This window comes from Bacillus sp. JJ1566 (assembly GCF_036962685.1).
Classification (GTDB): Bacteria; Bacillota; Bacilli; order Bacillales; family Bacillaceae_L; genus Ferdinandcohnia.
Genome location: NZ_JBALOP010000002.1, coordinates 209472 through 231051 on the forward strand (window position 1 = coordinate 209472; position 21580 = coordinate 231051).

Below are 21580 nucleotides of genomic sequence, written 5' to 3' on the forward strand. Positions count from 1 at the left end.
TAATATGGAGGATTTATTATAAAAAATAAGATATTAATTTAACCTCTAAGGAGGAAGCGATACATGTCGGACTATTTAGTCATAGTTGAATCACCAGCAAAAGCAAAAACAATTGAAAGATATTTGGGAAAAAAGTATAAGGTAAAGGCTTCGATGGGTCATGTCAGAGACCTTCCAAGAAGTCAAATGGGCGTCGATGCAAAAAATCATTTTGAAGTAAAATATATAACAATTCGAGGTAAGGGCCCAGTATTGAAGGAATTAAAAACCGCCGCGAAAAAAGCGAAAAAAGTCTATCTAGCGGCTGACCCTGACCGTGAAGGTGAAGCAATTGCATGGCATCTTGCTCACTCATTGAATGTAGATATTAATTCAGACTGTAGAGTTGTTTTCAACGAAATTACGAAAGATGCCATTAAAGAGTCATTTAAGCATCCAAGGCCGATTAATCAGGATTTAGTTGATGCGCAACAAGCTAGACGTGTTCTTGACAGATTAGTAGGCTATAATATTAGTCCAATCCTTTGGAAGAAAGTAAAAAAAGGGTTAAGTGCAGGGCGAGTCCAATCCGTTGCTGTCAGACTAATCATTGATCGCGAAAAAGAAATTCAAAATTTTGAGCCGGAAGAATACTGGTCAATTAAAGCTGACTTTTTAAAAGGAACTGACCAATTTGAAGGCCAATTTTATGGTGTGAATGGTAAAAAAGTAGAATTAACAAATGAATCAGAAGTAAAAGATATTCTTTCAACAGTTGAAGGAAACTCATTTACTATTACTTCTGTCACTAAAAAGGAACGAAAAAGAAATCCAGCACCACCATTTATCACATCTTCTTTACAACAAGAAGCAGCTCGAAAGTTGAATTTCCGTGCCAAGAAAACAATGATGCTAGCACAACAATTATATGAAGGTATTGACCTAGGCAAGGAAGGAACAGTTGGTCTAATCACCTACATGCGTACGGATTCAACACGAATTTCAGATACAGCAATTGCGGAAGGCTCACAATATATTGAACAGACTTTTGGCAAACAATTCTTAACGGATTCAAAAAGAAAAGAGAAAAAAGGAGCGAATACCCAGGATGCTCACGAAGGGATTCGACCAACTTCTGTCTTTAGAGAGCCAAATAGTGTTAAACAATATTTAGGTAGGGACCAATTAAGATTGTATAAGCTTATTTGGGAACGTTTTGTTGCAAGTCAAATGGCTTCTGCAATTATGGATACAATGAGCGTTGACTTAAAAAATGGGGATGTTGTTTTTCGTGCAACGGGCTCAAAAGTTAAATTCCCTGGTTTTATGAAGGTTTATGTTGAGGGTAATGATGATAATGTTGAGGAAAAAGAAAATATGCTTCCTGAATTAAAAGAGGGAGACCAAGTATTTTCGAAAGATATTGATCCAAAGCAACATTTTACCCAGCCACCACCAAGGTATACAGAAGCGAGACTTGTTAAGACTCTTGAAGAATTGGGTATAGGAAGACCTTCTACTTATGCACCAACTCTTGATACCATTCAAAAGAGAGGGTATGTGGCATTAGATAACAAGCGATTCATACCAACGGAGCTTGGAGAAATCGTCGATGAGTTAATGCTCGAGTTCTTTCCGAAAATTTTAGATGTAGAGTTTACAGCAAAAATGGAGCAAAACCTTGATGAAGTTGAAGAAGGAAAAACAGAATGGATTAACATTATTGATGATTTTTACAAGGATTTTGAAAAAAGATTAGAAATTGCAGAAGCAGAAATGAAGGAAGTTGAAATAAAGGATGAACCCGCAGGTGTGGATTGTGAAAATTGCGGTCATCCGATGGTTTATAAAATGGGGCGTTATGGAAAATTCATGGCTTGCTCCAATTTCCCTGATTGTCGCAACACTAAACCGATTGTTAAAGAAATCGGGGTTCCTTGTCCGAAATGTGATAAAGGAAACATTGTTGAAAGAAAAAGCAAGAAGAAAAGAATTTTTTATGGCTGCGATCAATACCCTGAATGTGATTTTCTATCTTGGGATAAACCACTTCCAAGAAAGTGTCCAAAGTGTGAAAACTTATTAGTTGAGAAAAAGCTCAAAAAAGGAATTCAAGTGCAATGTATTGAGTGTGATTACAAAGAAGAACCTCAAAAATAACTTGTGTGGTGAGCTTTACTCTAGCTCACCACTTTCTATGTTTTAAAAAAGGATTCGGAAACAATTTCTTGTACAATTCAGAATTTTGTAAAAAAATCAGAGTTTTTATTTGCATGGGCTACTAAATTATGATAATATTTAGTAGCCCTTGTGAGGTGAAAATAATGGAAAATGTGAACAAATCGTTACAGTTATTCAAAGAATATTTACAAATCGAGAAAAATTATTCAGAATATACAATTGTCCATTATGAACAATCGATTGAACATTTTTTCTTATTTCTGAAACGAGAATCCATCTCAAATTTATCTGAAGTGACATATTCAGATGTGCGATTGTATCTTACGGAGCTTTATAAGAAACAATATGCAAGAAGTACTGTTGCAAAAAAGATCTCAACATTGCGCAGTTTTTTTAATTTTCTTCTAAGGGAAAAGCTGATTTCTCATAATCCATTTACTTTGGTTTCATTACCAAAAAGGGAACAAAAGCTCCCACATTTTTTATATGATGAAGAATTAGAAAAGCTATTCGGAGTATCAGATGTTTCTACCAGTATGGGGCAGCGGGATCAAGCTTTGCTTGAATTGCTTTATGCTACTGGAATCCGTGTAAGTGAATGCTGTAAACTTACACTTCAGGATTTGGATTTATCATTAGGAACTGTGTTTGTTCATGGTAAAGGAAATAAGCAACGTTATGTTCCTTTTGGAAGTTATGCCGAACAAGCTCTTACAAACTATATATCAAGTGGTCGCAAAGAATTGCTCGAAAAGGCATCAGTACATACAGACAATCTATTCCTTAATTTTCGGGGTGGACCATTAACAACTAGGGGAGTCCGATTAATCTTAAATAAGATGATTGAAAAGACTTCATCTACGATACATATTAGTCCACACGTATTAAGACATACATTTGCTACACACCTTTTAAACGAGGGCGCTGATATGAGGTCTGTCCAAGAACTGCTAGGGCACGAAAATCTGTCGTCAACACAAGTTTATACTCATGTTACAAAGGATCATTTGCGGAATATTTATCTATCCTCACATCCACGTGCATAAGGAGGTTGTTCTAAAAAATGTCAAATTTTCATGCAACGACAATATTTGCAGTAAAGCACAAAGGTAATTCAGCGATGGCAGGAGATGGTCAAGTAACCTTTGGTAATGCAGTTGTTATGAAGCATACCGCAAGAAAGGTGCGCAAACTGTTTCAGGGCAGAGTTATTGCAGGTTTTGCCGGTTCCGTTGCAGATGCATTTACTCTTTTTGAAATGTTTGAAGGACGCCTGGAGGAATTTAATGGAAATTTACAAAGGGCAGCGGTTGAGCTTGCAAAAGAATGGCGAAGTGACAAAGTTCTTCGCAAATTAGAGGCTATGCTGATTGTAATGGATGAGAAGGATTTGCTTCTAATTTCGGGAACTGGTGAAGTGATTGAACCAGATGATGGAATTCTTGCAATTGGCTCTGGTGGAAATTACGCTCTTTCAGCTGGACGTGCATTAAAAAAATATTCAGGTGATCATTTAACGGCAAGAGAAATCGCAAAAGCTTCGTTAGAAATTGCAAGTGAGATTTGTGTGTACACAAATGAAAATATTATAGTTGAAGAACTATAAGGAGGGGATTTCTTTGAAAACGAATTTAACCCCAAGACAGATTGTAGAAAAGTTAGATCAATACATAATTGGTCAGAACGACGCAAAAAGAGCTGTATCAGTCGCTTTAAGAAATCGATACCGCCGCAGTCTGCTTAACGAAAAGCTTAAAGATGAAATCGTTCCAAAGAATATCTTAATGATTGGACCAACTGGTGTTGGAAAGACCGAAATTGCTAGACGACTTGCAAAGCTTGTAGGAGCTCCATTTATTAAGGTTGAGGCTACTAAATTTACTGAAGTTGGTTATGTTGGCCGAGATGTAGAATCAATGGTTCGCGATTTAATTGAGACTGCAGTTCGCCTCGTGAAAGAGGAGAAAATGGCGGAAGTCTCTGAACGAGCTCAGGAAAATGCCAATAAACGCATTGTTGAGCTGCTTGTCCCAGGTTCAAAAAAGCAAACAACTTATAAAAATCCACTTGAAATGCTGTTTGGTGGGAATACTAATGAACCAGAGGTAGAAAAATCTTCGGATGAAGACAGCTTGAGTGATAGAAGAAAGCGAATGGCTCATAAGCTCGCACTTGGAGAACTCGAAGATTATTATGTTACAGTTGAAGTGGAAGAACAGCAGCCATCCATGTTTGATCTTTTTCAAGGTTCCGGTATGGAAAATATGGGAATGAATATGCAGGATGCGTTAAGTAACTTAATGCCGAAAAAGCGCAAAAAGCGTAAATTAACGGTTAAAGATGCTCGCAAGGTCCTAACAAATGAAGAAGCAGCGAAACTTATTGATATGGATGAGGTTACACAAGAAGCAGTAAACCGTGCGGAACAATCAGGTATTATTTTTATTGATGAGATTGACAAAGTAGCAGGAAAAAGTCATAATTCTTCTTCGGCAGATGTCTCAAGAGAGGGAGTTCAACGAGATATTTTACCGATTGTTGAAGGTTCAACCGTTGTAACGAAATATGGATCTGTTAAAACAGACCATATGCTATTTATTGCAGCAGGTGCCTTCCATATGTCAAAACCATCGGATTTAATCCCTGAGTTACAAGGTCGTTTTCCGATTCGTGTAGAGCTTACTAAACTTACTGTTGATGATTTTTATCGTATCTTAGTTGAGCCGGATAATGCCCTATTGAAACAATATTCAGCATTATTAGAAACAGAAGGTATACAACTTGAATTTTCTGACGATGCTATTCGTAAGATAGCTGAAGTTGCCTTCCAAGTGAATCAAGACACGGATAATATCGGTGCTCGTCGCCTACATACAATTTTGGAAAGACTTTTAGAGGACTTATCATTTGAAGCGCCGGATATTACAATGGAAAAAATCATGATTACTCCACAATATGTGGATGAGAAATTAAGCACAATCGTAAAAAACAAAGATTTAAGTCAGTTTATTTTGTAAGATTATCAGGAGGAACAAAAATGCCATTATTAGAAAGAACACGAAAAATTAATGCTATGCTACAAAATGCAGCAGGTAAACCAGTTAACTTCAAGGAAATGTCAGAAACACTACGCGATGTCATTGGAGCAAATATTTTCTTATTAAGTCGCCGTGGAAAACTTCTTGGATTTGCTATCAATCAACAAATTGAAAACGAAAGAATGAAGAAAATGATTGAAGATCGTCATTTCCCTGAAGAATACACACAAAGCCTATTCAGTATTCAGGAAACATCATCGAACCTTGATATTGAAAGTGCTTATACTGCATTCCCAATTGAAAACAAAGACTTGTTTAAAAACGGACTTACAACAATCGTACCAATCATTGGTGGCGGTGAACGATTAGGTACACTCATTCTTTCAAGACTTGATCAAAACTTTGAAGATGATGATTTAATCTTAGCTGAGTATGGTGCAACAGTTGTTGGTATGGAAATCCTACGTGAAAAAGCAGAAGAAATTGAAGAGGAAGCTAGAAGCAAAGCGGTTGTTCAAATGGCAATCAGTTCACTATCATATAGTGAATTTGAAGCAATTGAACATATTTTCGAAGAATTAAATGGCAACGAAGGGTTACTAGTTGCAAGTAAAATTGCAGACCGCGTTGGAATCACAAGATCAGTTATCGTTAACGCATTAAGAAAGCTTGAAAGTGCTGGTGTAATTGAATCTCGTTCTTTAGGAATGAAAGGAACTTACATTAAAGTACTGAACGATAAATTCTTACTTGAATTAGAAAAACTAAAATCACATTAAGCAGAAAACGAAGATGGCTTTGCCATCTTCGTTTTTTTTTTATCTAGTTATTGAATGCTGAAATTGTTTCATCAATCAACTGGAAGTAAATAGGTTATCATAAATTGTCGATTTTTGTAGTGGAAATATGTACTTGTCCTTTTTTGTAAAAAATACGTGAAACTTCATAACTTAAATCCTATAATAAAGAGCAGAACTCATAGGGAAAAAGTCCTATATTGTCGAAAAACATCACTTTTTATCATAAGGTTCGTAGACAGATAGATTTAATTTCATTACAATAAGAAAGAGTTAACACTATACGTTATATTTATTCGAAGAATTTATATTTTTTGTGGGGGGATAAGATGAAACTTTTTTCTAATACCATACATTCGCTAGAAAAAGCATTGGATTATTCAACTCTACGACAGAAGGTTATTTCAAATAATATTGCTAATGTAGACACACCAAATTATAAAGCACAGGATGCTAGCTTTAAGAACCTTCTTTCAAATGAAATGAATAGTCAGTTAAAAGCAAATCGTACGAATGAAAAACATTTCGAATTTACTACTAACAAACGCGTAAACGGTCCGTTTGTTACAGCAAAGAATGATACAGCATATAACCATAACGGTAATAACGTGGATATCGATAAAGAAATGGCTCTATTAGCGGAAAACCAAATTTATTATAATGCCTTAACAGAAAGAATAAGTGGAAAATTTAATACATTAAATACAGTGATTAAAGGTGGGAACTAAGAGTGTCGATTTTTCATAGCCTCAATACAAGTACTTCTGCATTAACGGCTGGACGACTTAGAATGGACGTCATTTCTTCAAATATGGCAAATGTGGATACAACAAGGGGAAAACTTGTTGATGGACAGTGGCAGCCATATAGAAGGAAAATGGTTGTTCAGCAGCCGCAAGGTAATAGTTTTTCCTCCCATCTATCAAAAGCAATGAATCAATCAAAAATAGGGAACGGAGTCAAGGTGACAGGAATCGTTGAGGATAGCACTCCTTTTCAGTTGGTATATAATCCAGAACATCCCGATGCGAATGAAGAAGGCTATGTTGAACTTCCAAATGTAGACCCTCTAAAGGAAATGGTCGATTTAATTAGTGCCACAAGATCGTACGAGGCGAATGTGACGGTCCTTAACGCCTCAAAAGGAATGCTAATGAAAGCTTTAGAAATAGGAAAATAGGTGAAGAATCGTGATTGATAGGATAAATATTGAAACACCGCAGATTTTCTCAAAGCATGGAGAACAGCTAAAGACAGCAAGTTCTGTCCAAAAAGAGTTTAGCCATCTTTTAAAAAATGCCATCAATAATGTGAATGAATCACAAAAGACTTCGGATATCATGACCGAAAAGCTGGTAAAAGGCGAAAACGTTGATTTGCACCAAGTAATGATTGCTTCTCAGAAAGCGAGTGTTTCATTGCAAGCAACACTTCAAATTCGAAATAAAGTAATAGAAGCATACCAAGAAATCATGAGGATGCAGGTTTAATCCGAAACAAAACATCTTGATAGGGGTATGTAAATGAAAGAGAAATTTCTTTTATATAAAACGAACATAAGTGAATATTGGAAGAAACAATCCGGTTTTCAAAAGACCACGATAATTGGATTGCCATTGCTTTTGATTTTGATTATCTCGCTTACTGTGTTTTTCACAACAAAATCAACGCTTGTTCCTTTGTATAGCAATCTTACACCACAGGAAACAGGGCAAATTAAAGCAACTTTAGATTCTAGGGGAATTCAATCAGAAATAGCGGATAATGGATCAACCATTAAGGTACCAGAGGAAGTGGTAGAAACCTTAATGGTTGAACTTGCGGCAGAAGGAATACCAGACAGTGGTAATATCGATTATTCGTTTTTTGGTCAAAATGCGGGTTTTGGGATGACCGATAATGAATTTAATATGCTTAAACTCGAATCCACTCAAACTGAATTAGCAAACCTAATCAAGGGCATCGATGGAATAAACGATGCGAAGGTTATGATTAGCATGCCGAACGAGGGAATTTTTGTTAAGGACAGCCAGGCAGAGGCGTCCGCTTCAATCGTTCTAAACACGAAACCAGGGTATAGGTTCGAACAACAACAGATAAAATCCTTATATCACTTGGTTTCAAAAAGTATTCCTAACCTACCTACTGATAATATCGTCATAACTAACCAAAACTTTGAGTATTTTGACTTGGAAAATGAAGATAATTTAACAGTTTCCGGAAATGTAGCTTCACAGCTTGAATTGAAGCGTGAAATTGAAAGGGATATTCAAAGACAGGTCCAGCAAATGCTTGGAACAATGATGGGACCAGAGAAGGTTGTTGTGTCGGTTACAACTGATATTGATTTTACACAAGAAAATCGCCAAGAAAACCTGGTGACACCTGTTGATCCTGAAAACATGGAAGGTATTGAAATTAGTGTCGAAAGAATTACCGAGACCTTTACTGGGGAAGGTGCAGCAGCAGGTGGAGTAGTTGGTACTGGTGAGACGGATGTCCCAACCTACAATGCAGATGGACAAACTGGTAATGGGGATTATGAACGTATTGAAGAGCGTGTCAATAAAGATGTGAATCGTATCACAAAGGAAATTGTAGAAGCTCCTTATAAAATAAGAGATTTAGGGATTCAGGTGATGGTCGAAGCGCCAGATCCTAAAGACCCTGCATCAATGCCACAGGAACGTGTGGATGATATTGAGAGAATACTAAGTACGATTGTAAGTACTAGTATCAATCAAGACGTGAACAATCAATTAACACAAGATGAAATACAAGATAAAATTGTCGTTTCAGTTCAAGAGTTTAATGGAAAAACAGCAACAGTTACTGAAACACCAGCAATCACAAATATCCCTCTATGGGTATATATTGTGAGTGGCCTTTTAGTACTTGGGCTTATCATTCTATTATTCTTATTTTTACGCAAAAAGAAAGATACAGAAATCGAGGAGGAACTACCTCAATCGGAACCTGTGTTCTTTGATCATATTCCAGATGTTAATGAAGAAAAAGAATCAGAAGCAACAGTCAGAAGAAAACAATTGGAAAAACTCGCAAAAGATAAACCAGAGGATTTTGCGAAATTATTACGTTCATGGTTAGCAGATGAGTAGGAGGTGGAGAAATGGCAAAACGAGATGTTCATAATGGTCTTACCGGCAAACAAAAAGCAGCCATTCTCCTCATTTCACTAGGTCCAGATGTTTCGGCTTCAGTGTATAAGCATCTCTCAGAGGAAGAAATCGAAAAGTTAACTTTAGAAATTTCTGGCGTTCGAAAAGTGGAAGCAAATACAAAGGAACAAATCATGGAAGAGTTCCACCAAATTGCGATAGCCCAAGATTATATTACCCAAGGTGGAATTGGATATGCAAAGACAGTCCTTGAAAAAGCACTTGGGGAAGAACAAGCAGGAGTTATCATTAACCGACTAACTTCTTCTTTACAGGTTAAACCGTTTGATTTTGCAAGAAAGGCGGATCCTGGACAAATTTTGAACTTTATTCAAAATGAGCATCCACAGACAATTGCTTTAATTTTATCTTATTTAGATTCAAGACAAGCAGCACAAATCTTATCGGAGCTACCACAAGAGGTTCAAGCTGATATCGCTAGAAGAATCGCTATTATGGATCGAACTTCACCAGAGATTATTAATGAGGTTGAGCAAATTCTTGAACGTAAGCTTTCGGCTACTGTGACACATGATTATACTCAAACCGGTGGAATAGAAGCCGTTGTAGAAGTATTAAATGGAGTCGACCGTTCTACGGAAAGAACGATTTTAGATGCGCTTGAGATTCAAGATCCTGAGCTTGCAGAAGAAATTAAAAAGAGAATGTTTGTATTTGAAGACATTGTTACACTTGATAATCGTGCGATTCAGCGCGTCATTCGTGATGTGGAAAATGAGGACCTTATGCTCTCACTTCGTGTTGCAAGTGAAGAAGTAAAAGAAATTGTCTTTAAAAATATGTCCAAACGAATGGTTGAAACCTTTAAAGAGGAAATGGAATATATGGGTCCAGTTCGCTTACGGGATGTTGAGGAAGCTCAATCACGTATTGTAGCTGTTATTAGAAGACTCGAGGAAGCTGGGGAAATCGTCATCGCTCGTGGCGGAGGAGATGATATTATTGTCTAACATTATTAAGTCAAGTTCTAATCAGTCTAAGGATATTCCAAAAAGAGTAATCGGGCTTAAATTGTTACAGACACAAGAATTCAATCAAGTTGAGCCAGAGGAACAAAATCTACAGGCTGTTTCTCAAAAAATGCTTGATGAGGCTAAAGGACAGGCTGATAAAATTGTCAAGGACGCTATTTCATATTCCAATTCAATTAGGCAACAAGCATTAGTAGATAAAAGTGAATGGGAAGAAGAGAAACATGAGCTTTTCGAAAAAACTTCAGAAGAAGGCTTTCAAGCCGGGTTGATTAAAGGTAGAGAACAGGGATATCAAGAATATTCTGATTTACTTTCTGAGGCTCGCCAAATTATTGATACATCAAAGCATGATTACGATCAATATCTTGATTCTTCTGAAGAAGTCATTTTAAAGCTTGCAATGACGGTAGCGGAAAAAATTATCGGGATTCATTTAGCTGAGCAACCTGAAGACTTTACTAACATTGTAAAAAAGGCGCTTAAAGAAGTAAAAGAGCATTCTGATATTACGATTCAAGTAAATCCACGATTTTACCAATTTGTGATTGAGCAAAAAGAAGAGCTAACAGCTATTCTAAACCGAGAAACTGATCTTTTTGTTTATCCGAATGAAGATCTAGGAGAAACCGATTGTGTGATTGAATCTTCCTTTGGAAAGATTAATGCAAGTGTGGATACTCAGCTTTCTGAGATTAAAGAAAAATTACTTTCTTTGCTATTGGAGGTATAAGCTGTGAAGGCAATCGAGCTTCTTAATGAAATACATTCAATAGATTCTTATAAAAGGTACGGTAAGGTAACTAGAGTCGTTGGATTAATGATTGAATCGCGCGGACCGGAATGTTCGATTGGAGACTTATGCCATATATATGTTGGAATTAACCATAAAAGATGTATTCAAGCTGAAGTTGTCGGTTTCCGTGAAGAACATGTTATCCTTATGCCATTTTCGAATGTCAAGGATATTTCACCAGGAAGTATTGTGGAGGCCACCGGCAAACCACTTGATATTAAGATTGGTGCTGGATTGATAGGAAAGGTTTTAGATCCACTTGGCTATCCGCTTGATGGAAGTGGGCTGCCCAGGGGATTATCATCGGCACCTACTGAACAAGATCCTCCAAATCCACTATCTCGTCCCCCTATAGATCAGCCAATCGAGGTTGGGGTCAAAATGATAGATACATTGTTGACCGTTGGAAAAGGACAACGTGTCGGTATTTTTGCAGGTAGTGGTGTTGGTAAAAGTACTCTCTTAGGAATGATTGCCCGTAATACGACAGCCGATATTAATGTGATTGCCCTAGTCGGGGAGCGTGGACGTGAGGTACGGGAGTTTATTGAAAAAGATTTAGGTGAGGAAGGTCTGAAAAGATCAATTATAGTTGTAGCAACTTCTGACCAGCCTGCACTGCTTCGCATCAAAGCAGCAATGACCGCGACAGCGATTGCTGAGCATTTCAGAGACAAGGGTCTAAATGTCATGTTAATGATGGATTCGGTCACTCGTGTTGCAATGGCAAGCCGCGAAATTGGCCTAGCCATCGGTGAACCACCTACGACAAAGGGATACACACCAAGTGTTTTTACAACACTTCCGAGACTGTTAGAGAGAACTGGGACGAATCATTTGGGTTCGATAACTGCTTTTTATACGGTCCTAGTGGACGGTGACGATATGAATGAGCCGATTGCCGATACGGTTCGAGGGATACTTGATGGACATTTCGTGCTTGATCGAAGTCTTGCCAATAAAGGCCAATATCCAGCCATTAATGTATTAAAATCGATTAGTCGTGTTATGAATCAAATTATTACAAGTGAACATAAGAACTATGCCGAAAAACTTAGAGGGATTATGGCAACCTACCTTAATTCCGAGGACTTGATTAATATTGGCGCCTATAAGAGGGGGGCCTCGATTGAAGTTGATGAAGCGATCAGGTATTATCCAAAGATTATTGCGTTTTTAAAACAGCAAACTGATGAAAAATTTACTTTTGAAGAAAGTTTACAATTATTGACACAATTGGCTGAAAAAGGTGAATAAAACAAATGAGCTACACGTTCAAATTTCAAAAAGTTATGTCGATAAAAGAAAATGAGAAAAATCAGGTTCTGGCAGATTATAAAACATCAGTAAAAGAATTTGAAGAAGCGGCAGAAGCTTTATATGAATCCTTAAAGAAGAAAGAAACACTAGAAGAAAACCAAAGACAACAATTACAAGGTGGATTATCCATTCAAAATATTCGGCATCAGCAGTCTTTCATAACCGCCCTAGAAAAAACGATTATGTATTACCAACATCTTGTTATAAAAGCAAGAAATAAAATGCAGCAGCTGCAAGCATTGTTAACCGAAAAAAATATTGAGGTTAAAAAATATGAGGTTATGCATGAAAAGGATTTTGCTATCTATGAGGGACAACTAAAAATGCAGGAAAGCCAGATGATGGATGAAATTTCAATCCAACAATACATGTCAAAAGGAAGATAGGTGATCAAATGGAGCCCAACGAAAAAGAATATAGCAAATTCCAGTGGTTTCTGTTTGTTGTACTTATTCCGTCCTTCTTTACTTTGATTGTCGTTTTTGTCCTATTATATGTTGCTGGATTTAATCCGCTCGGAACAGTTAAGGACTTTGCATCCAAGGTACCAGTTATTTCTTCTCTTTTTAATAATGAAGAAGATGGACAGGTTCAAAAAGAGGATGAAGTATCCGTTTCAGATTTAGTGGCCGAAATACAGACGAAGGAATCGAAGATTATACAACTGGAAAGTGAATTGGAAACAAAAAATGGTGAAATCCATTCCTTAGAGCTTGAAATAGAAAGCCTATCAGATGAGATTGTGAAGCTTCAGGAAGAACGTTTAGCGAAAAGCAAAACATTAACTGATTTAACAAAAATGTATGAACAAATGTCTCCGAAAAATGCGGCAAAAATTATTCCGAATTTAAAAGATGATGAGGCAAGGGAGATTCTTACTAGTATTAATACTGAAAAACTAGCTGCCATCTTTGAAAAGATGTCACCTGAGGATGCAGCAAGGTTTACCCAATTAATTACCCAATAAAGCATTCTTATCGCTTGAAAGGAGGTGAAATGACGTGAACATGGTTGCAAATCTCGATCTTTCAATGGGTTCAATAAGAAAGGCTGTCGCAACAGGGGGAGTGAGTAATGGATTTTTCCAAGGCGAAGGTACATCACAAGTGTCTTTTCGTGAAAGCTTAGACGCAATAGTAGATAAAGATCAACATTTAATCGTAAATGCTCTTGCAATGAGTTCACCAAACGTTGCTGAAGAAAATATAGAAAAAGACCAATCAATAAAGCATATTTTAGCTGACATCGAAACATTTACGAAAGAGACTCTCGACATTTCGGATTTTGAGGATGTATTATTATCACTTCCACCTGATTTGGTAGAGCAAGTAAAAACATTTATTGCTGATATTCTAGATGGGGCTAAAAGTGCGGAACTTGAGCAGGTAAATGGAAAAGCGGAGCTCATGGGACTACTTTTAGTAACTGCAAAATATGCACAGGAACACTCATCTGCGAATAAAGAAGATTTAATGAATCTGCTAAAGCAATTGAAATTGAATTTATACGAGAGTATAACGACTAACCAGCAGGGTGTTAAGGAACAGACAGATTTAAGGTTCAATAAGACTGTACTGGATATTATGCAAAATATAGAAAACAAGCTTATTGATAAGCCTTTAACAGAATCACAGTCCAGGCATCAATATTTGCAAACAGTCCATGCAAGATATTTCTCAACACCAAAAGGGATAGAGACACCACAAACAGATATAACCAATAAGCTATTACAAAAGACAAGCAATACAACCCAGGTTACTACAACAGCATCAGAGGCCATTCCATTAGGTGATGTTAGTTCAAACCAATTATCAAAAGTGCAACAATTTTCGTTGTTTGTTGAACAAAATGCAAAGCAGCTGCCTAACCAGCAACATTTCATTAAGCAATTTCAAAATATCCTTGCGAGAAGTAGTTTTTTGAATAGTGGGGGACAGCAAAAACTATTAATCAATTTATATCCAGAACATCTTGGTTCATTACGAATTGAACTACTTCAAAGTGAAGCAGGAATGATTGCTAGAATTATGGCTTCATCGACTCAAGCTAAGGAATTAGTTGAATCACAACTAACGAACCTAAAACAAACTTTCTTAGCCCAAAACATTTCAGTGGAAAAAATTGAAGTCTCCACGCAACTTCAGTATCAAACTGAAAGAAGCCTACAAAGGGAAAATGAACAGCAGCAGGGACAACAATCAGGGAAACAGCCGAAAGAGAATAACCAACAAGAATCCAGTGAAGATCAATCTTTTACATCTGTTCTCCTCGATGAACTTGTCAATTTTAAAGTATAGGTGGTGACTGAAATGGCGACTAGAATTGATTCAAATCTTTACCTATCAAATTTAAAACCTGAAAGAAAAACAGGTAATGATATTTTAGGAAAAGATGATTTTTTAAAAATTTTAATGACACAGCTTCAAAATCAAGACCCAATGAATCCGATTGAGGATAAAGATTTTATTGCTCAAATGGCGACCTTTACTTCATTAGAGCAAATGACAAATATGAATAGTACTTTAGAGAAATTTGTGAGTGGCCAGCAGGGAGAGCAGCTATTAAAATATAGCAATATGATCGGAAAAGAAGTCGAGTACAGCTTTAAAACAGAAGATGAGGCTGGAAACGAAATCATTAAAAATGGTCAAGGAATTGTCACGTCGGTATCACAAAAATCAGGATATATTGAGCTAGAGTTAAAGGATGGAATAAAGATTTATAGTGATGAAATTTTGAAAGTGAAGGAACCTTCTAACGAAGAAGAATAGGAGGTGAAAACATGGACCATCGAATTTTACAAATACAAAATCATCCTTTATCATTACAGACTCGAAAAAATGTCCAGCATAACGAGAAACCGAAAATATCATTTAAAGATACGTTAGAAAAAGAGACAAGCCTGGTTATTAGTAAGCATGCACAAAAGAGGTTGGACGAGAGGAATATTAATATCCTTGATTCAAAATGGAAAGAAATCCAAATAAAAGTTTCAGAAGCTAAAACGAAGGGAATCAGAGATTCATTGGTTGTTACGAATAATGCGGCATTAATTGTAAATGTCCCAAATAACACGGTCATTACAGCGATGAATCGTGATGAAGCAAACTCGCAGATTTTTACAAATATAAATGGAACCATTATTTTAGATTAAAAAATGAAGCAGGCTGGACCTTAACAGGAAGCCGAGGTGTGCTGACCGACAGAAGCCACCTACAACCGAAAGGAGAAAAAGATATGTTACGTTCAATGTACTCAGGAATTAGTGGAATGAAAAACTTTCAAACAAAGCTAGATGTGATTGGAAATAATATTGCAAACGTAAATACGTATGGCTTTAAGAAAGGTAGAACAGTCTTTAATGACATCATGAGTCAAACAATCAACGGTGCAACAGCACCCGGACAATCACTCGGTGGTGTTAACCCGAAACAGGTTGGACTGGGTTCATCATTAGCAGCTATTGACACAATCCACAACAGCGGAAGCACACAAACAACTGCTAGAATTCTAGACTTAGCCATTGCTGGGGATGGATTTTTCCAAGTAGCGCCAACAGATTCACCTACAACTGGATTTTCCCAAGATGCAGTATACACAAGAGCTGGTAACTTCTATATGGATCAAAATGGCTATTTAGTAACAAGTGCAGGTATGTATGTTCAAGGTTTTTCACCAAATGCAGGAAACCCATTCCTTGAGCCAACTGATGTGGATTCAGGATTATTTGATTTCACTGTATCACCACCTCTATATAATCCTGGTGGTATTGCTGGTGAGCCGGTTATTAATTTTAAACCAATCCAAATCCCAACTGATGCAAAAAGCATGAGCATCGGTAAAGATGGTTCGGTTACTTATGTAGATGCAGGTGGAACATTACGCTGGGCTGGTCAGCTTGTATTAGCTAAATTCCCGAATACAGGTGGTTTAGAGAAGGTCGGAGGTAACCTCTTCCAGCAAACATCTAACTCTGGTTTACCTGTTCTTAACTTTGCGGGTGAATCCGGACTCGGTTCAATCGAATCTGGTGCGCTGGAAATGTCAAACGTTGACCTTTCAGAGGAATTTACGGAAATGATTGTAGCACAACGTGGATTTCAAGCAAATACTCGTATCATCACAACTTCTGATGAAATCCTACAAGAACTTGTTAATCTAAAACGTTAAGGGGGTTAGGGGTTTTAGTTTTAAACTAAAACCCCGATAAATCTTGATTACTTTAACGAAATTAAATAATAAAAAATTTACATTAAATGCAATCTATATTGAGCAGGTTGAATCCTTTCCTGATACAACAATAACCTTAACAAATGGCAAAAAATTTGTTGTGAAGGAAACAGAAGATGATGTGCACGTGAAGGTTCTTGAATTTTATCAAAAAATAAATGTACTTGGCCTTCGTTAATGCTTGGGGGGATATGGTGCTATGAAAAATAAGCTGCTTGTGATAATGGTCATCATTTTAAGTACGATTACTTTAGTCGGTACCACTGCTTTTGTTATTTTAACAAAGGTAACTGCAAGTAATTCTGGGAAGGAACCGTCTATTGACCAAGTACTTAAATCGACCGTTGAAATTCCTGAAATCACAACAAAACTACTCAGTGATGATTATATTCGTATTTCCTTTAACATTCAGACAGATGGTAAAAAGGGAAAAGAGGAATTAGAGAAACGCGGGTTCCAGGTGAGCAATCTCATTATAAAAGAGCTTTCCAATATGACATCTGAAGAATTTAAAGGTGAAGAAGGAATCGTCAATCTTGAAAATAGATTAAAAGATCGAATTAATGAATTAATGCAAGATGGAACTGTAATTAAAGTTTATGCGACATCCTTTCTTCCGCAGTAACCAATAGAATGTTAAGTACTTAATGAGCGGAGGTGGAACCTTGCCTGGTGAAATATTATCCCAAAATGAAATTGATGCATTACTTTCGGCTCTTTCGACTGGTGAAATGAATCCAGAAGAACTAAAAAGAGAAGAAAGTGAACGTCGTGTTAAAGTATACGATTTTAAAAGGGCACTTCGATTCTCAAAAGATCAAATTCGAAGTATCACTCGAATTCATGAAAACTTTGCCCGTTTATTAACAACCTATTTTTCAGCACAGCTTCGAACTTATGTGCAAATCACAGTGGGGACAGCCGATCAAGTACCATATGAGGAATTTATTCGTTCGATTCCGAATATGACCATTTTAAATGTATTTGAAATGCCTCCTCTTGACGGGCGCATTATTTTAGAGGTAAACCCAAATATTGCCTACGCCATGCTTGATCGAATGCTTGGGGGAAGAGGGACTGGTTTTAATAAAATAGAGAATTTAACTGAAATTGAAACAAAAATCATGAGCAATATGTTTGAAAAAGCTTTTGATCAAGCTAGGGAAGCATGGGCTAATTTGGTTGAGGTAGACCCAATTTTAACTGAATTTGAGGTGAATCCACAGTTTCTACAAATGGTTTCACCAAATGAAACAGTTGTAGTCATCTCACTCAATACGCAAATTGGAGAAACAAGTGGGATGATCAATATTTGTATTCCGCATGTATTCCTTGAACCGATTATTCCGAAATTATCAGCTCATTACTGGATGCAATCAGCACCTAAGAAAGAACGAAATCATGAAGAACTTTCCTATATTCAAAACAATCTTAAGGATACAAAACTGCCAATCGTTGCGGAATTAGGTACATCCAATATCGCCATTCAGGAATTTCTATTATTAGATGTTGGGGATACTATTCAACTCGATAAAATGATCCAACATCCAATCGAGCTGAAGGTCGAGGGAATTCCGAAATTTTATGCGCAGGCTGGTAAGGTAAATAAGAGACAGGCCGTACAAATCTTAGAGGAGATTAAAGGGGGGGACAGTGAAGATGAATAATGGAAGTATGCTATCACAAGACGAAATCGATGCACTATTAAGAGGTACAGCAGACTTAGACAGCGTAGAACCGGTAGCAAATAATAATAAACCCCTAGTAGAAGATTTTTTATCTTTAATTGAACAGGATGCGCTTGGGGAGATTGGGAACATCTCTTTTGGAAGTTCAGCTACTGCGCTTTCCACATTACTTAATCAAAAGGTTGAAATAACCACACCAAATGTTTCACTTGTTCTAAGCACTGATCTAGCAGATGAGTTCCCACACCCGTATGTGGCGATTTATGTGGACTATACAGCTGGTTTTACAGGAACAAATTTGTTAGTGATTAAACAAAGTGATGCAGCAATCATTGCTGATTTGATGCTTGGTGGAAACGGACAAGTCGTGTCAGAAAGCTTAAGTGAATTACAATTAAGTGCAGTTCAAGAGGCAATGAACCAAATGATGGGTTCTGCCGCTACCTCCATGTCAACCGTTTTTAGTAAGAAAATTGATATTTCACCACCAAGTATTGACATACTTGACATTAAACACGGTGAAGGAGCCGAAAACCTTCCAGCTGATGATATTTTGGTGAAAATCTCGTTTCGTTTAAAAATAGGGGAATTAATTGACTCAACAATCATGCAGCTCGTTCCAGTTAAATTTGCGAAAGAGCTTGTTGGAGAGTTACTATCACCTCAGGCGGAGCCTCATGCTACGTCTATGGATATTCCAACTCAACAGGTTGATGTTGAAATACCAATTCAGCATTCAAACGATGCTGCGCCTTATGTTGGACAACAGATTGAAACACCATATCAACCAACACAGCAATATCATCAACCTGCATTTAAACAACCAGTGGCAAACAGTGGTCCGCAGCATCTTGGTGGAATTCATGCGAAACAGCCTGAAATTCAACCTGCAGTATTTTCAGAGTTTGAATCTGTCCATTTACAGGAGGCCGAATCAAGAAATCTAAATATGTTATTAGATATACCGCTTCAAGTTACGGTTGAATTAGGCAGGACAAAACGCTCTATTAAAGAGATTCTTGAATTATCAGCGGGCTCTATAATTGAGTTAGATAAGCTTGCGGGTGAGCCAGTAGATGTTTTAGTAAACGGAAAGCTCATCGCACAAGGTGAGGTAGTTGTTATTGAAGAAAACTTTGGTGTCAGAATTACCGATATCATCAGCCAAAGTGATCGAATTAAAAAATTGAACTAAATGTAGGGGGCAATTTCAAATGGCACATAAAATTCTAATTGTAGATGATGCAGCATTTATGAGAATGATGATCAAGGACATCCTAACTAAAAATGGCTACGATGTTGTTGGCGAGGCAGCAGATGGTGCACAGGCGGTGGATAAATATAGAGAACACCAACCAGACCTTGTAACAATGGATATTACAATGCCTGAGATGGATGGGATTACAGCATTAAAAGAAATTAAAAAAATCAATCCAAATGCAAAAGTAATCATGTGTTCAGCAATGGGCCAACAAGCGATGGTCATCGATGCAATCCAAGCGGGAGCAAAGGATTTTATTGTAAAGCCATTCCAAGCAGACCGAGTAATTGAGGCAATCAGCAAAACACTAAGCTAACTTTATTTTAGGAAAATAAAGTTGAGCCTCCGCCGGATGCCACAGATTTTCAAAGGAAGTTTTTCGAGCAGTAAGATTAAAGACTAAAAACGCCACATCCTGTGGCAACGTCTTTATGACCCACATCGTGTGGGCCTAAAAATCTGGGCGCAAATACGCCAAAGCGTACTTGAATTTTTTTAAATCAGGAGAGTGGCAACAAAAGTGAAACACATAAAAATAGTTGTATTAACACTGATTTTCTTTCATGCCTTGCTTGTCACTTTCCCTGTACAAGCCGAAGAAGGTCATGTAGATGAAAGTGTTAATGATGTAATTGGTAGTCAAAAAGAACAACTTAAAAACGAACAGGAAACTAATCCAATTGAAAATCCGCAACCAGCCAATGAACTAACAGCAGGCGATTTTATTAAAATGATTTTTACAACCTTATTTGTACTTGCACTTATCTATTTTTTATTGAAATTCGTTAATAAGAGAAATCGCATGTTTAATCAGCATAGGTTCATTGAAAACCTTGGAGGGACTAGTTTAGGAACAAACCGTTCGATACAAATTGTAAAGGTTGGGGAGCGGATCTTAGTCGTAGGAGTAGGGGATTCCATTCAGCTTCTTAAGGAAATTGAAGACACAGATGAAATAAATGAAATACTAGAACAACATAATTCGTCATTAGAATCCATGATTCAACCAAGAGATATCATTAACCGTTTTCTTGAAAAAAGAAAAGTAGCAAAGAATACGGACCAGTCTCTTTTTTCCTCAATGCTGCAGAAACAATTGACAGAGCTTAAACAAGGGAGAAAGAAAATTGTCGAGCAACTTGAAAATAAGGAGTCTAGCAAAGAATGAATGAGTTTATGGAAATTTTTAATACTAGCGCCCCTGAAAATGTTTCGACATCAGTGAAACTTCTTCTCCTTTTAACCGTTCTTTCAGTAGGACCTGGTATTTTAATATTAATGACGAGCTTTACGAGAATTATTGTTGTACTTTCATTTGTTAGGACTTCTTTGGGTACACAGCAAATGCCACCAAATCAGGTTTTAATTGGACTTGCCTTGTTTTTAACTTTTTTTGTTATGGCACCTACGTTTAGTGAAGTGAATGACCAAGCTTTAACTCCCCTTTTTAATGAGGAAATAAATTTAGAGGAAGCCTATATCCGTGCTGCTGTACCATTTAAGGAGTTTATGAGTGTACATACTCGGCAAAAGGACCTGGAGTTGTTTTTAAATTACTCAGGAGCAGAAAGGCCGGCAACCATTCAAGATATTCCTTTAACCGCATTGGTTCCAGCATTTGCAATAAGTGAACTTAAAACAGCATTTCAGATCGGGTTTATGATTTTTATTCCGTTTCTTGTGATCGATATGGTTGTAGCGAGTATCCTGATGTCAATGGGAATGATGATGCTTCCGCCTGTTATGATTTCCTTGCCATTCAAAATACTCTTATTTGTTCTTGTCGATGGATGGTATTTGATCGTCAAATCCTTATTACAAACCTTTTAAAGTAGGTGAGCAGTGTTGAGTCCTGAAGTAGTCATTTCATTAGCAGAAAAAGGTGTATATACAACATTAATGATTTGTGGTCCACTATTATTGGTTGCACTTGTCGTTGGGCTCATGGTGAGTGTGTTCCAAGCAACAACACAAATTCAGGAGCAAACCCTAGCATTTATTCCTAAAATTGTTGCTGTACTAGTTGGCTTGGTATTCTTTGGACCTTGGATGCTTTCAAAGATGCTTGCGTATACACATGATATATTTAGTAATTTGACGAGATTTGTAGGTTGAAAAA

The 21580-nt window shown here is 37.1% G+C and carries 26 protein-coding genes; all 26 read left to right on the top strand.

Features of this window, described 5'->3' with window-relative positions; genetic code table 11:
* The first annotated feature begins 63 nt into the window (after positions 1 to 63).
* The 26 genes from topA to fliQ all read left to right on the top strand — a co-directional run bounded on the left by topA (position 64) and on the right by fliQ (position 21576).
* The gene (gene topA, locus V7112_RS01940) at positions 64 to 2139 is read left to right on the top strand and encodes a type I DNA topoisomerase (RefSeq protein ID WP_335414590.1); all 2076 of its coding nucleotides are present in this window, start codon (positions 64 to 66) and stop codon (positions 2137 to 2139) included.
* Between the two features lie 164 nt (positions 2140 to 2303).
* Positions 2304 to 3206, top strand: coding sequence for a tyrosine recombinase XerC (gene xerC, locus V7112_RS01945; protein ID WP_335414593.1), 903 nt, complete (start codon positions 2304 to 2306; stop codon positions 3204 to 3206).
* A gap of 17 nt (positions 3207 to 3223) precedes the next feature.
* Positions 3224 to 3766 carry an ATP-dependent protease subunit HslV gene (gene hslV / locus V7112_RS01950; protein WP_335414594.1) on the top strand — a complete coding sequence of 181 codons (543 nt, stop codon included), beginning with the start codon at positions 3224 to 3226 and terminating at the stop codon, positions 3764 to 3766.
* 13 nt (positions 3767 to 3779) lie between these two features.
* Positions 3780 to 5177, top strand: a complete 1398-nt coding sequence (gene hslU / locus V7112_RS01955; protein WP_335414597.1) for an HslU--HslV peptidase ATPase subunit — start codon at positions 3780 to 3782, stop codon at positions 5175 to 5177.
* A 20-nt stretch (positions 5178 to 5197) separates the two neighbouring features.
* On the top strand, positions 5198 to 5977 hold the full coding sequence (gene codY / locus V7112_RS01960) for a GTP-sensing pleiotropic transcriptional regulator CodY (protein WP_335414600.1): 780 nt from the start codon (positions 5198 to 5200) through the stop codon (positions 5975 to 5977).
* A 347-nt stretch (positions 5978 to 6324) separates the two neighbouring features.
* Positions 6325 to 6723: a flagellar basal body rod protein FlgB gene (gene flgB / locus V7112_RS01965; RefSeq protein WP_335414603.1), complete on the top strand. Its 399-nt coding sequence runs from the start codon at positions 6325 to 6327 to the stop codon at positions 6721 to 6723.
* 2 nt (positions 6724 to 6725) lie between these two features.
* Entirely contained in the window at positions 6726 to 7175 is a 450-nt protein-coding gene (gene flgC / locus V7112_RS01970) for a flagellar basal body rod protein FlgC (RefSeq protein WP_438823849.1), read from the top strand.
* Between the two features lie 10 nt (positions 7176 to 7185).
* Positions 7186 to 7485 carry a flagellar hook-basal body complex protein FliE gene (gene fliE / locus V7112_RS01975; protein WP_438823850.1) on the top strand — a complete coding sequence of 100 codons (300 nt, stop codon included), beginning with the start codon at positions 7186 to 7188 and terminating at the stop codon, positions 7483 to 7485.
* A 33-nt stretch (positions 7486 to 7518) separates the two neighbouring features.
* Positions 7519 to 9114, top strand: a complete 1596-nt coding sequence (gene fliF, locus V7112_RS01980; RefSeq protein WP_335414606.1) for a flagellar basal-body MS-ring/collar protein FliF — start codon at positions 7519 to 7521, stop codon at positions 9112 to 9114.
* 11 nt (positions 9115 to 9125) lie between these two features.
* Positions 9126 to 10145, top strand: coding sequence for a flagellar motor switch protein FliG (gene fliG / locus V7112_RS01985; RefSeq protein ID WP_335414609.1), 1020 nt, complete (start codon positions 9126 to 9128; stop codon positions 10143 to 10145).
* Positions 10138 to 10899, top strand: a complete 762-nt coding sequence (gene fliH / locus V7112_RS01990) for a flagellar assembly protein FliH (protein WP_335414612.1) — start codon at positions 10138 to 10140, stop codon at positions 10897 to 10899. Before fliG ends, fliH begins: the two co-directional genes overlap by 8 nt.
* 3 nt (positions 10900 to 10902) lie before the next feature.
* A complete protein-coding gene (fliI, locus tag V7112_RS01995) occupies positions 10903 to 12219 on the top strand; it encodes a flagellar protein export ATPase FliI (protein ID WP_335414615.1) in 1317 nt (438 codons plus the stop codon).
* A 5-nt stretch (positions 12220 to 12224) separates the two neighbouring features.
* Positions 12225 to 12668 (top strand): flagellar export protein FliJ, encoded by a 444-nt coding sequence (gene fliJ, locus V7112_RS02000; RefSeq protein ID WP_335414620.1) that lies wholly within the window; start codon positions 12225 to 12227, stop codon positions 12666 to 12668.
* 8 nt (positions 12669 to 12676) lie between these two features.
* Positions 12677 to 13249 carry a MotE family protein gene (locus tag V7112_RS02005; RefSeq protein WP_335414622.1) on the top strand — a complete coding sequence of 191 codons (573 nt, stop codon included), beginning with the start codon at positions 12677 to 12679 and terminating at the stop codon, positions 13247 to 13249.
* A gap of 40 nt (positions 13250 to 13289) precedes the next feature.
* On the top strand, positions 13290 to 14579 hold the full coding sequence (locus V7112_RS02010; RefSeq protein WP_335414862.1) for a flagellar hook-length control protein FliK: 1290 nt from the start codon (positions 13290 to 13292) through the stop codon (positions 14577 to 14579).
* A 12-nt stretch (positions 14580 to 14591) separates the two neighbouring features.
* Positions 14592 to 15053, top strand: a complete 462-nt coding sequence (gene flgD, locus V7112_RS02015; RefSeq protein WP_335414624.1) for a flagellar hook assembly protein FlgD — start codon at positions 14592 to 14594, stop codon at positions 15051 to 15053.
* An 11-nt stretch (positions 15054 to 15064) separates the two neighbouring features.
* The gene (locus V7112_RS02020; RefSeq protein ID WP_335414629.1) at positions 15065 to 15436 is read left to right on the top strand and encodes a TIGR02530 family flagellar biosynthesis protein; all 372 of its coding nucleotides are present in this window, start codon (positions 15065 to 15067) and stop codon (positions 15434 to 15436) included.
* 83 nt (positions 15437 to 15519) lie between these two features.
* Positions 15520 to 16452, top strand: a complete 933-nt coding sequence (flgG, locus tag V7112_RS02025) for a flagellar basal body rod protein FlgG (RefSeq protein ID WP_335414631.1) — start codon at positions 15520 to 15522, stop codon at positions 16450 to 16452.
* A gap of 43 nt (positions 16453 to 16495) precedes the next feature.
* Entirely contained in the window at positions 16496 to 16690 is a 195-nt protein-coding gene (locus tag V7112_RS02030) for a flagellar FlbD family protein (RefSeq protein ID WP_335414634.1), read from the top strand.
* 21 nt (positions 16691 to 16711) lie between these two features.
* A complete protein-coding gene (gene fliL / locus V7112_RS02035; protein ID WP_335414637.1) occupies positions 16712 to 17137 on the top strand; it encodes a flagellar basal body-associated protein FliL in 426 nt (141 codons plus the stop codon).
* A 40-nt stretch (positions 17138 to 17177) separates the two neighbouring features.
* Complete coding sequence (fliM, locus tag V7112_RS02040; protein ID WP_335414640.1) at positions 17178 to 18179, top strand: flagellar motor switch protein FliM; 1002 nt, start codon at positions 17178 to 17180, stop codon at positions 18177 to 18179.
* Entirely contained in the window at positions 18172 to 19395 is a 1224-nt protein-coding gene (fliY, locus tag V7112_RS02045; protein WP_335414642.1) for a flagellar motor switch phosphatase FliY, read from the top strand. Before fliM ends, fliY begins: the two co-directional genes overlap by 8 nt.
* A gap of 19 nt (positions 19396 to 19414) precedes the next feature.
* A complete protein-coding gene (locus tag V7112_RS02050) occupies positions 19415 to 19777 on the top strand; it encodes a response regulator (RefSeq protein WP_335414646.1) in 363 nt (120 codons plus the stop codon).
* Positions 19778 to 19981: 204 nt separating this feature from the next.
* Complete coding sequence (fliO, locus tag V7112_RS02055) at positions 19982 to 20629, top strand: flagellar biosynthetic protein FliO (RefSeq protein WP_335414649.1); 648 nt, start codon at positions 19982 to 19984, stop codon at positions 20627 to 20629.
* The gene (gene fliP, locus V7112_RS02060; RefSeq protein WP_335414652.1) at positions 20626 to 21291 is read left to right on the top strand and encodes a flagellar type III secretion system pore protein FliP; all 666 of its coding nucleotides are present in this window, start codon (positions 20626 to 20628) and stop codon (positions 21289 to 21291) included. The genes fliO and fliP overlap by 4 nt, the downstream gene beginning before the upstream one ends.
* Positions 21292 to 21306: 15 nt before the next feature.
* Positions 21307 to 21576, top strand: a complete 270-nt coding sequence (gene fliQ, locus V7112_RS02065) for a flagellar biosynthesis protein FliQ (RefSeq protein ID WP_335414653.1) — start codon at positions 21307 to 21309, stop codon at positions 21574 to 21576.
* The last annotated feature ends 4 nt before the right edge of the window (positions 21577 to 21580 follow it).